At 57.3% G+C, this 11,381-nt stretch carries 13 protein-coding genes; 7 read left to right on the forward strand and 6 right to left on the reverse strand.

The genetic code is table 11. The features are described from left to right. Window positions 1-10: 10 nt before the first annotated feature. On the reverse strand, window positions 11-1,216 hold the full coding sequence (locus EV681_RS11715; protein WP_130304121.1) for an ABC transporter substrate-binding protein: 1,206 nt from the start codon (window positions 1,214-1,216) through the stop codon (window positions 11-13). A gap of 100 nt (window positions 1,217-1,316) precedes the next feature. Here EV681_RS11715 and EV681_RS11720 point away from each other — a divergent pair, with 100 nt between their 5' ends. Next, window positions 1,317-2,033, forward strand: coding sequence for a GntR family transcriptional regulator (locus EV681_RS11720; RefSeq protein WP_128393294.1), 717 nt, complete (start codon window positions 1,317-1,319; stop codon window positions 2,031-2,033). Between the two features lie 54 nt (window positions 2,034-2,087). On the opposite strand, the gene EV681_RS11725 is transcribed toward EV681_RS11720, so the two are convergent. Then, window positions 2,088-2,858 (reverse strand): SDR family oxidoreductase, encoded by a 771-nt coding sequence (locus EV681_RS11725; RefSeq protein WP_128393293.1) that lies wholly within the window; start codon window positions 2,856-2,858, stop codon window positions 2,088-2,090. 304 nt (window positions 2,859-3,162) lie between these two features. Between EV681_RS11725 and rocF the strand changes: the two genes are divergently transcribed. Continuing rightward, a complete protein-coding gene (gene rocF / locus EV681_RS11730) occupies window positions 3,163-4,113 on the forward strand; it encodes an arginase (protein ID WP_128393292.1) in 951 nt (316 codons plus the stop codon). Continuing rightward, window positions 4,113-4,571: a PACE efflux transporter gene (locus EV681_RS11735; protein ID WP_128393291.1), complete on the forward strand. Its 459-nt coding sequence runs from the start codon at window positions 4,113-4,115 to the stop codon at window positions 4,569-4,571. Before rocF ends, EV681_RS11735 begins: the two co-directional genes overlap by 1 nt. A 202-nt stretch (window positions 4,572-4,773) precedes the next feature. Here the strand turns inward: EV681_RS11735 and EV681_RS11740 are convergent, their stop codons facing one another. After that, a complete protein-coding gene (locus EV681_RS11740; RefSeq protein ID WP_128393290.1) occupies window positions 4,774-5,346 on the reverse strand; it encodes a DNA-3-methyladenine glycosylase I in 573 nt (190 codons plus the stop codon). Window positions 5,347-5,445: 99 nt separating this feature from the next. Between EV681_RS11740 and EV681_RS11745 the strand changes: the two genes are divergently transcribed. Continuing rightward, a complete protein-coding gene (locus EV681_RS11745) occupies window positions 5,446-6,282 on the forward strand; it encodes a DMT family transporter (protein ID WP_242612233.1) in 837 nt (278 codons plus the stop codon). 160 nt (window positions 6,283-6,442) lie between these two features. Here the strand turns inward: EV681_RS11745 and EV681_RS11750 are convergent, their stop codons facing one another. Further along, the gene (locus tag EV681_RS11750) at window positions 6,443-7,078 is read right to left on the reverse strand and encodes a glutathione S-transferase family protein (RefSeq protein ID WP_130304122.1); all 636 of its coding nucleotides are present in this window, start codon (window positions 7,076-7,078) and stop codon (window positions 6,443-6,445) included. Between the two features lie 213 nt (window positions 7,079-7,291). Between EV681_RS11750 and EV681_RS11755 the strand changes: the two genes are divergently transcribed. Next, window positions 7,292-8,665 carry a class II fumarate hydratase gene (locus EV681_RS11755; protein ID WP_130304123.1) on the forward strand — a complete coding sequence of 458 codons (1,374 nt, stop codon included), beginning with the start codon at window positions 7,292-7,294 and terminating at the stop codon, window positions 8,663-8,665. Between the two features lie 45 nt (window positions 8,666-8,710). Further along, window positions 8,711-8,992, forward strand: a complete 282-nt coding sequence (locus tag EV681_RS11760) for a DUF1289 domain-containing protein (protein WP_130304604.1) — start codon at window positions 8,711-8,713, stop codon at window positions 8,990-8,992. A gap of 116 nt (window positions 8,993-9,108) precedes the next feature. Here the strand turns inward: EV681_RS11760 and EV681_RS11765 are convergent, their stop codons facing one another. Together EV681_RS11765 and EV681_RS11770 are read right to left on the reverse strand one after the other, a co-directional pair. Continuing rightward, window positions 9,109-9,561, reverse strand: coding sequence for a VOC family protein (locus tag EV681_RS11765; RefSeq protein ID WP_130304124.1), 453 nt, complete (start codon window positions 9,559-9,561; stop codon window positions 9,109-9,111). A gap of 17 nt (window positions 9,562-9,578) precedes the next feature. Then, window positions 9,579-10,022, reverse strand: coding sequence for a VOC family protein (locus EV681_RS11770; RefSeq protein ID WP_130304125.1), 444 nt, complete (start codon window positions 10,020-10,022; stop codon window positions 9,579-9,581). Window positions 10,023-10,193: 171 nt separating this feature from the next. On the opposite strand from EV681_RS11770, the gene EV681_RS11775 reads away from it, so the two are divergent. Beyond that, window positions 10,194-11,153: a GlxA family transcriptional regulator gene (locus EV681_RS11775; protein ID WP_128393284.1), complete on the forward strand. Its 960-nt coding sequence runs from the start codon at window positions 10,194-10,196 to the stop codon at window positions 11,151-11,153. Window positions 11,154-11,381 lie beyond the last annotated feature (228 nt).

Genomic DNA, 11,381 nt, shown 5'->3' on the forward strand with positions numbered 1-11,381 from the left:
AAGGCCGCGCTTACAACTTGCACGCGGACGATTCGGACTCAGGGCCGTAGGCCTCGTCACCCGGGATGGTGGCGGACACTTTGAAGTAATCCCACTCACCTTTGGACTCGGACGGCTTCTTGACCTCGTACAGGAACATGTCGTGCACCAGCAGGCCGTTAGATCGCACTTTGCCGTTCTTGATATAAAAATCGGCAATCGGATTTGATTTGAACCAGTCCATGATGGTCTTGCCATCGTCGGTGCCGCTGGCGGCGACCGCTTTCAGGTAGGTTTTGACCGCCGAGTAGTCGCCGCCCTGGTTGAAGGTAGGCATGGCGCGGTGTTTTTTCATGAACGCTTGTGACCAAATGCGAGAGGCTTCGTCCTGATCCCAATACCAGGGAGCGGTGCGGTACATGCCCTGTGTTGGTTCCAGTCCCAGTGCGTGAATGTCGCTGATGTACACCTGCAGGCCGGCCAGCCGCATGCTGGAGGTCACGCCAAAGTCGTTGGCTGCCTTGACCGCCGAGATGAAGTCATTACCCGAATTGGCCAGGCCCAGGATTTTGGCGCCCGAGGACTGGGCCTGCAACATGTAGGACGAGAAGTCGGCGGTGCTCAGCGGCACTTTGACGCTGCCCATGACTTTGCCGCCCGACTGGCTGACCACTTCCGATGCGGTTTTCTGCAGTGCGTGGCCAAATGCATAATCTGCGGTAATGAAGAACCAGTCTTTGCCGCCCTGCTTAAGGACGGCGGATGCCACGCCATAGGCCGTGGCCCGGGTATTGTAGGCATAGTGCACGGTATACGGGGTGCAGTATTCGTTGGTGATGGCGGTGGCGCCGGCGCCCACGGAAATGAGCGGAATATGTTTTTCGGCTGCTACGGTAGCGATGGCCAGCGTGGTGGCAGAATTGGTGCCGCCAATGATGACGTCGATTTTATTCTGGTCGATCCATGCGCGCGCCTTGGAGGCCGCCAGATCGGCGCGGTTCTGGTGATCGGCCGTCACGAGCGTGATTTTGTTGCCATCAATGGCGCCGCCAACCTCGTCAATCGCCATCTGGATGGCCACGGTGCCGCCTGGGCCATCGGTATCGGCGTACACGCCGGACATATCGGTAATAAAGCCGATCCGGATTTCCTTGTCCGATATTGCAGCGGCGGCATGCGCCAGCGGGGCAGCTGCCAGCGCGCAGCACCCGGCAAGCACTAATGTTGTTGATTTCATCCTGTCTCCTATACACTGCGGTTGCAGAAGTATGTTGTTGTTGATATAAGTAAACTATAACAACTGTGATCACAGAAGAAACCTTGGTAATTACCCTTATATGAAAAACGAGAGAGAAGGCACGGCCAGTCGGCAGACCCTGAGCGCATCGGTTCTGGAACAAATAAAGCAGATGCTGTGGAGTGGCAGGGTCATGCCCGGAGAGCAGTTGTCGATCCGTAAAACCGCCGAGGCGCTGGGTGTGAGCATGATGCCGGTGCGCGATGCTTTTTCCCGGCTGGTGGCCGATCATGCGCTGGAAGTGACGCCGAACCGCTCGGTGCGGGTTCCTGTCCTGAGTGTGAGAACTTTTACGGAAATTACCCGGATTCGTTTTGAAATCGAGGGGATGGCCGTGGCCGAAGCAGCGGGAAAGGCCAGTGCGTCGCTGCTATCGGACATTGCGCTGATCAATGACACGCTGTCCCGGGAAATGGCCAAGCCGCAGGCCGATACGCAGGAACTGGTCAGCTTAAATCAGCAGTTTCACTTTGCCATTTACGAGGCGGCCGCCATGCCGGTGCTGTTTCAGATGATAGAGAGCATGTGGCTGCGTATCGGCCCCATTCTGAACTTTGACCTGCGCCAGGGCTCGCCTCGTACCCGGGAGCAGGTGGCCGTGGCGCATCACCGGGCCATGATCGATGCGTTGCAGCGTGGCGATGCCCAGGCTGCCCGCCTGGCTGTGGTTGCCGATATCCGCGAGGCATTTGAACATATGACAACACGCATGCCCAGCCTGTTTCTGCCGCCCGATGGCAGCGGCCCTGGTCGCTGAGGAGTGATGCGGGGACGTGCTGATGCAAGAACCGTTGAGCAAAGCCCCGCAGGATCAAAACAGTTTTTCGGTATGGCCATCCACGGCCAGCGCCTGCCCTGAAATATTCAGGGCCAGATCACTGCATACGAAGAGCGCCTGATTGGCGATATCGTCTGCCGTGACCATGGTATGCATGGCCGACTGGGCTTTGTACGTATCTTCCACCTCGGCGTGGGGCTTGCCCAGCATCTTGGCTTTGGCGCTGATGACCTGCTGAATGCGCGGGCCGTCTACTGCTCCTGGGCAAATCGCATTGACGCGGATGCCGTCGGGACCAAGTTCATTGGCCAGGGACCGGGTAAAGCCGATCACTGCCCATTTGGAAGCCGAATAGGGCGTGCGGCCGGCAAAGCCCAGGCGGCCCGCAGCCGATGACAGATTGACAATGGCCGGATGCGTCCCCTTGCGCAAATGCGGCAACGCGTTCTGCACATAAAGAAACTGGCCGGTGATATTGATGCGCAGGGTATTTTCCCATTCTGCCAGCGTGATATCCTCTACCGGCCCGGTCGGACCGGCAATTCCGGCGTTGTTGATCAGAATATCCAGTCCGCCCAGCGCTTGTACCGCCTGCTCCACGCTGCGCACGACATCGCGCTCGTTGCCCGCGTCCGCCGTGACGGCATGCACTTGCGGCAATTGCGACTTCAATGTCTTGAGCGCAGACTCATTGATATCGGTGACAAACACCGCCGCGCCTGCCTTGGTGAAAACATGTGCCATGGCCAGCCCGATGCCGCTGCCGCCGGCTGTGATCAATACCCGTCGTCCCTGCAAATTCATATATGTCTCCTGGTTATGGTGATAATTGTCACTTTATGCCGAGTATCATAACTGGCGCAGCGAAAATATAAAAGTGTGATCACAGTAACTGCTGGTAAAAATGTCAGGGCTGTGGTGCAGATCAGTCGGTTACGATATGCGGCGACAGGGCTTTAGCAAGGCCACTATACGGTCATGGCCAGGTCTCGGATCTGGCGGTTTTTGCGGTTACAATGAACTGTCGTCAAAAACGCCCAATCAGAGATTGCAGGCGCCGGTCCTATCTGTCGCGGCGCCGGTTGCAATCGTCAGGAGAAACAGTCAAGTGCAGGACATACGCAAGCAAGTGAGTCTGGTCGGAGTGCCGACCGATGTCGGCGCGGGCCATCGCGGCTCCAGTATGGGCCCGGAAGCCATTCGGGTCGCGGGTATCACGCAAACGCTGGAGCAATTGGGTATCGCAGTGCGAGATTGCGGGAATCTGAATGGTCCGCCCAATCCCTGGTTGCCGCCGCAGGCAGGTTACCGGCATCTGGAACAGGTTATCGCCTGGAACCAGCTGGCCCACGATGCGCTCTATGCGGAGCTTTGCCAGGGGCGGTTCCCCATCATGCTGGGCGGCGACCACTGCCTTGGGGTGGGGTCGATCGCTGCCGTATCGCGCTATTGCCGGGAACAGGGCCGCAAACTGCGGGTGCTGTGGCTGGACGCGCACACTGACTTCAATACTGCTGATCTGACTCCCAGCGGCAATATCCATGGCATGCCGGTAGCGTGCCTGTTTGGTCACGGGCCGCGCGAACTGGTGCAGATGGCTGGCCAGGTGCCGGCATTGCAGGCCGATATGCTGCGCCAGATCGGTATTCGCAGTGTGGACGAGGGTGAGAAAGCATTCATTCATCAGCAGGGCATAGAAGTATTCGACATGCGTTTCATTGACGAGCATGGCATGCGTCATACCATGGAACAGGCCTTGCACGGGCTGGATGAAAATACCCATTTGCATGTGAGCTTCGATGTGGACTTCCTTGATCCGGATATTGCGCCCGGCGTAGGCACCACCGTGCGCGGCGGGCCCAATTATCGGGAAGCGCAGCTGTGCATGGAGATGATTGCCGATACCGAATGCATGGCTTCGCTCGATATTGTCGAACTGAACCCGGCGCTGGATGTCCGCAATCAGACCGCCGAAGTGGCGCTGGATCTGGTGCGCAGCCTGTTCGGACAAAGCACGTTGGTGCGTCCTAAACATAAAAACGGTTCTGGCAGACAATAATGCAACAAACAACAACGAGTCAGGAAAAGACCAAGACGGTTCTTGAGCGTTTCCTGCACGCCCTTATTTTTGAAGTGCTGGCCATTGGGCTATCGGCCCCACTGGCCGCCTTGCTGTCGGGCCATTCTATGACTGACATGGGGGTGGTGACGGTTGTAATCGCCATTATGGCGCTGATCTGGAACATGGTTTACAACGCCATGTTCGATCGCTTTCTGGCGGCAAGCGGAAAAAGCAAGACCCTGATCATGCGTATCTGGCACAGCATCGGGTTTGAACTTGGCCTGCTGGTCATGGCTATTCCATTTGTGATGTGGTGGCTGAATATCGGCTTGTGGGAAGCACTGGTGCTGGATATCGGGCTAATCCTGTTCTATCTGCCTTACGCGTATATCTACAATCTGGTTTATGACACGCTGCGCAGCCGCTACTGGGGGCGGCGCGTGCAGCAATGCTGACCTGATATTTGATCGCGGGTATTGCGGCCCCTTCGCGCCAGTCGCCGCTGGCGCCCTGCTGGACAGGTACGAGATACGACCACGACCTACACACACTTGTCCAAGCGGCAGGTCCCATGAGGCCCTTGCAACTTGTGTTGCCCTGTTGTCCGCCGTTGCGCCGCCGGTCCGGTGAAGTTGTTACTCGTCGTGTGTTGCAGCGTTATCTTGCATTGTCATTTTCTACCGCTTGCTGCTGCCAGACGGCGCCCGCTTTCAGGGCGCGCTGGTAAGCCGGGCAGTCTTCATCATGCGCCCCAGGCAGATAGCCGATACTCATCAGAAAAGAACCCACGATTTCCCCGCCCGTGAATTTGAATGTCTTGCGAAACAAACGTACCCATTGATCCTTGCTCATGGGGTGATGCTGTTGCAGCCAGGCCTTGAATGAGCCATGCTCCTGCTGCAGCGATTGCACAACCTGGGCGTTGTGAATGGCCGCGTTTACTTTCAGCCGGTTGCGAACGATGCCCGCATCGGCCAGCAGCCGCTGGCGATCGGCATCATCGTAGGCGGCAACGGTATCAATATCAAAGTTGTCGTAGGCCTGCAAAAAGCTCGCTTCCTTGTTCAGAATGGTTGACCATGACAGGCCCGCCTGATTGATTTCCAGCACCAGCCGGCCAAACAGCTCGTTATCATCTTCCACCGGAAAGCCATAGCGCTGGTCGTGATAGTGTTTATGGGCGGAGGCAGTCTCTGGCGGCAATTGGGCAACGAATACGCAGTAGCTCATGATGTTTCCTGATCAGGCAAAAAGGGCAGTAGAAAACCGCAAGGGTCTGCTACCATTCTGCATTATTCTACCTCCTGGACTGACCCGCAGTAACCGGCCATGTTGTCCGGCTTGCGACCTACCGCCATCATGAGCCAATCTGCACCCACTTCGTCCCTTGCGCTGAATCGCTACGAAATTGCGCTCGTGATTATTACGGTTTTCTGGGGCGCCACCTTTCTGATCGTACAGAAAGCGCTGGTGCACAGTGATCCATTTGTGTTTGTCGGCATGCGCTTTGGCTGTGCCGCGCTGGCCATGATGTTGTGTTCCCTGCGCATACTGCGCGGATTGACAAGTCTGGAAGTGCGTGCCGGCATGCTGATCGGCCTGTGTATTTTTCTGGGCTACAGCCTGCAGACGGTTGGCTTGCAGACCATTGCCAGCAGCAAGTCGGCGTTTATCACTGCCTTGTATGTACCGCTGGTTCCGTTGATGCAATGGCTGTTTCTGAAACGACCACCGACATTGATGAACTGGATCGGCGCGACCATGGCCTTTATCGGGCTGGTATTGCTGGCGGATCCGCAAAGCATGGAAGGCGGGGCTGGTACGGGCGAGTGGCTGACCGTCTTCAGCGCCATTGCCATCGCGGTAGAGGTGATTCTGATCAGCCGTTTTGCCGGTCAGGTAGACCTGCGACGGGTGACCATCGTGCAACTGGCCACCGCGGTGATTCAGATCACGATGAACTGGGCCCAGAACCATATTTCCGCCACGCGCGCCACGGTCATTTATGCGGGCGAACCGGTATGGGCTGGCATCATCGGGCGCGTGTTTGCCGACGAGCGACATTCGGCACTGGCGTTGTTTGGCGCCGTATTGATTATCGTGAGCGTGGTGGTGAGCGAATTCAAGTTGCGGGTGCGACGTCGACCGCCGGCAGCGCTGCCCTGATGCTGTCAGGCCAACGCTGCCAGCAGTAACCTCAGGGCCGCGGCGTGGGTGAACAACCCTGGGGGATGTGTGTTTACGACTCGTGTTTAAGGACCGAATTTTTAACGACCGCATTTTTGTGTTCATGGCCGGTCAGTTTTATACGATCCGTGTTTAATGTTTATTTCTTCTGCTGTTCGGCCGCAGCCTGCTCCAGGATTTTCACGCTGCGCTGATAGGCGGGTCGTTGCGTGACGCGGTCTACGTAGGCCTTGAAGGCAGGGCGCGGCTCCAGGACCCCGAACTGCATATAAAACCGGATGGCCGAACCCACGTATACATCGGCTGCAGTGAACTGTTCGCCACAGATCCAGGTTGCGTTGGACACGGCCTGCTCCAGTGCGTCGACCACGTGCCCCAGCGTGCCAAAGCCCAGCATTGCGCTCTTATCGGCCGGGATAGGCATGTTCAGCGACTTCATGGTGATTGCTTCTTCCAGCGGTCCGGCCACAAAGAACAACCAGCGGTAATAGGTGCCGCGCAACGGACTGTCGAGGGCGGGGGCCAGGTTTTTCTGCGGGTACTGATCGGCCAGAAAAGCGCAGATGGCTGCGCCTTCGGTAACAACCTGGCCGTCATGCACGATGGCCGGGACCTTGCCCATGGGGTTGATAGCCAGATACTCGGGTGTTTTCATGGCACCCTGAAAATTAAGATAGATGGTTTCGTAGGGTTCGCCCAATTCCTCTAGCATCCAGTGGATAACGGCAGCGCGGGACTGTGGGTTGGAGTAAAAGGTGATGCGGCTGGCTGACATGATCGAATCCTTACAGGAAAAAAGGGTGATAGCGAAGAATGTTGCGCGTCGCACTTATCATAGTGCGCAGGTGCTGGGCAGTGCAAATCAAATCGCTGTGCGGCACTTTGCCTTCCAGTGCGGTCAGACGGTGCTTATAATGGTATGACAGGATATGGCTGGCGCCAGTGCACAGCACGGGATTTTCATATTTTGAACGGATGAGGTTAAGCAATGAAAACACGGATCGAGAAAGACAGTATGGGGCAGTTGGCGGTTCCGGCCCAGGCGCTTTATGGTGCACAGACTCAGCGCGCCATCAATAACTTCCCGATCAGCGGGCAGCGCCTGCCTGCCGCCTTTATCCGTTCGCTGTTGCTGGCCAAGGCGGCTGCGGCCAAAGCCAATGTCCGGCTCAAACAGATTCCACCTGACATGGGTCAGGCAATCGTGACCTGCGTGGATACGCTGCTCGAAGGCGATTTCATGGTGCATTTTCCCATCGATATCTACCAGACCGGCTCGGGCACCAGCACCAACATGAATGCCAACGAGGTGCTGGCCACGCTGGCGAGCAAACTGTATGGCGAGCCGGTCAGCCCCAATGATCATGTCAATTACGGGCAAAGCAGCAACGATATGATTCCGGGCACCATTCATATCAGCGCAGCGGTGCAACTGCACAAAGAACTGCTGCCGGCGCTCACGCACCTGGCCAAAGTGATTCGCAAGAAAGCGCGCGCAGTCGATCGCTATGTGAAGACGGGCAGGACCCATTTGATGGACGCCATGCCGGTGCGGATGAGCCAGCCGCTCGAAGGCTGGGCGGTGCAGGTCGAACAGAACATACAGCTGCTCAAGGCGCAGCAGCCGCTGCTGCAGACCCTGGCGCAGGGCGGCACCGCCGTGGGCACGGGCATCAACGCCCATCCAAAATTTGCCGCTGAATTTGCCCGCCAGATCAGTACGCTGACGGGGGTGCGTTTTACGCCTGCCGAAAACTTTTTTGCCCACATCAGCTCCCAGGATATTGCCGTCGCGCTGTCAGGACAGCTCAAGACCACGGCGGTAACGCTCATGAAAATTGCCAATGATCTGCGCTGGATGAATTCCGGCCCGCTTGCCGGCCTGGGTGAAATCGAACTGGAAGCGCTGCAGCCGGGCTCGTCCATCATGCCGGGCAAGGTCAATCCGGTCATCCCCGAGGCCACTGCCATGGTGGCAGCACAGGTGATCGGCAATGATGCGGCCATTACGGTAGGCGGGCAGGCAGGCAACTTTGAATTGAACGTTATGCTGCCCATGATTGCCCACAATCTGCTGGGCAGTATTCAATTGCTGGCCAATGTGTCCCGCCTGCTGGCGGACAAAGCCATTGCCACTTTCAAAGTCAATGAACCCAGGTTACAGGAAGCGCTGGATAAGAATCCGATTCTGGTCACGGCGCTCAATCCGGTGGTTGGATACCTGAAGGCTGCCGAAATTGCCAAGCAGGCATACAAGGAAAAGCGGCCGGTGATTGATGTGGCTGACGAAAACACCGATCTGGGCCAGGCGCAGTTGCGCAAGCTGCTGGACCCGAAAAAACTGACCGAGGGCGGACTGTAACTACCGTGATGAACATGTCTGGTGAATATGCAGTCTGAAATAGCAATGGAACAGCTCGAGTTTTTCGACATTCCCAGCCCCTGCCGGGGGATATGCGAAGTGAACAGCCGCGGCCTGTGCCGGGGCTGTCTGCGCAACCGGGAAGAGCGGTTTCAATGGCAAAACTTTTCCGACACTCGCAAGCGTGAAATACTGCGCCTGTGTACTCAGCGCAAGCACAAGCTGATTGTGGAAGCGCTGGCGGCACGAGCACAAGCGGCCACCGGTCATGCTGCAGATAACCAGACCGGAATTGAAGACGACGAGCCACGCCTGCCAGGCACCTGAGGCATGTTCCAAGCCTGCCTTGCTGTAGGTGGGGGCAGGGCCGGGTCGGTGCTAAAAGGGGTGTGACGCAACGCCTTTACGTTTCCTGGCGACCTGCCACCACACCCTTGCTGTCGTTACGCGGTCGTATTGTCGGTCTTTGCTGCGGCATCATTGCCCGGGAACTGCGCCATATCCATCCACATGATTTCCCAGATATGACCGTCCAGGTCGTTTATGCTGCGGCCATACATGAACCCATGTTCTTGTGGCTCCCGCGCTTCGGTCGCACCCAGCGCCAGGGCACGATTGGTCAGCTCGTCCACCTGTTCTCTGGAGTCGCGACTGATACATAGCAGCACTTCGCTGCTTTTGTGGGCGTCGGCAACCGGTTTCGGGGTGAAATCGGAAAACCGCTGCTTCTGAAGAAACATCACGCTTGCCATCGGACTAATTTGCATGCATAGCGCGTTTTCATCACAGAACATGGCGTTAAAGGTAAAGCCCAGTCCCGAGAAAAAGGTTTTGGTCGCGTCAACCGAGGTAACCGGCAGATTGACGTAAAGCAGGGTTGGGTTGTCTGTATTCATTGTGAACTCCAGTAGGATTATCGAGGTGATTTGCTGCCAAAGTAATTCAGATACCAGATCTTGCCGAACCTGTCGGTGAGCGCCGCGAACAAGTCTGCCCAAGGCGCCGGCCCGGGTGGCACGGTAATGGTGCCGCCGCCGGCGAGAATCTCTATGCACCGGCGCAGGCTGTCTTCACTGTCAAGGCTCACGCCGAAGCCGAAATCGTTGCCCGGACGATAGCCTGCCGGACCGCTCATGTCGGTCCCCAGAATCATAAAGTCCTGGTTGACCAGATGTCCATGCATGATTGCCTGGGGGTGAAGCAACGCGGCAGCAGCGCAATCGGGACCGGAAGGCATGGGCGGGCTGTCGGCTACGGTCTGGAACTTAAGTTCGCCTCCGAAGCAGGCGTGGTACAGCGTCAATGCCTGACGACACTGACCATCAAAATTCAGATACGGTGATAGCGTGACGCGCATGGGTGCCTCCGGTCGGCTGTCATTGACATGTTGACACTATAGTGGCGCGGCATGCACGTTGGAAAGTGCAGATAACGGCAATTGAGCGGGTTGATTGCGACAACATTCTGCCGTATAGTGAGCGCGTATCCGGTCGTGTTCGCTACCGGAAATCCGCAAGCGGAGTGTGCCATGAAGCAGATTGTTTTTCTTGTACCCCAAGGCGTCAATCTTGCCGGTCTGGAACAGGCCAGGCTGGGGCTTGCAGAAGCCTGCAGCTATCGCAAGCAGCAAAACCTGCCCATGCCATTCGAGGTATCGCTGGCGGGTGCGCAAAGCGATATACGCGCCGGTAACGGACATTACACGATCCATCCGGATCATCTGTTGCCGGATATCCCGCAAGCGGATCTGTACATTGTGCCGCCAACCACACCATCGCCGGCGGCCTTAAGTGAAAATGCCGCCCTGATCGGCTGGATCGCCGCCAAATTTGCACAAGGCGCGCCGGTAGCCAGCCTGTGCATGGGCAGCTCCCTGCTGGCGGCGGCAGGTATTTTGGACGGGCTGCGGGCGGTCACGCACTGGCAGGCGTTGGAGGCCATGCAGCAGGTCTTTCCCAGGGTGCGCTGGAATGCCGAGAAAACCATGGATTTTGATGGGGGCATCTTTACCAGCGGCGGCGCCATTTCGGCCAGCCGCCTGATCCTGCACCTGATCGAAATGCATTCGGATCGGGCTACCGCCATCTATTGCGCCAAGGTATTCCAGCTCGATTATGAACGCCATTCGCAGTTGCCCTTTTCCATTTTCAATGGCTGGAAAGCGCATGGCGACTCAAGCATCACCCCGGTACAATCATTTCTGGAGCGGCATTACTCCGAAAAAATTACCGTCGAACAATTGTGCGATTCTTTCGCCATGGGGCGCCGCACCCTGGAGCGGCGTTTTCGCAAGGCCACCGGGCAATCGGTATTGGAATATCAGCAGCGTATTCGGGTGGAAGCGGCCAAGCGGCAGCTTGAGATGACCAGCAGTACGATTTCAGATGTGATGTACGGGGTAGGCTACAACGACGCCAAGGCCTTTCGCGATACCTTTCGAAAATATAGCGGCTTATCGCCGCTGGCCTATCGCGAACGGTACCAGTAGCACGTGGGCGGGGCCAGACCAGACAGGATGTGACACGGGTACGGCCATTAGCGCCAATAGCGCCATGGGCCGCCATCTGCGCGGCGCCATCGTCAGGCCATATCGCTATCGCAGGTATCGCTACCGCTTATCGCCGGCGCTGGAAGTGCCCCCTCTGGCGGCTTCATGTACATCAAGCCCTAGCGTGACCTGCCGCCCCCCGGACAGTACGGGGGGACATGTCCTGAC

It is taken from the genome of Advenella incenata (assembly GCF_004217095.1).
In the GTDB taxonomy this organism is placed as follows: Bacteria; Pseudomonadota; Gammaproteobacteria; order Burkholderiales; family Burkholderiaceae_B; genus Advenella; species Advenella incenata.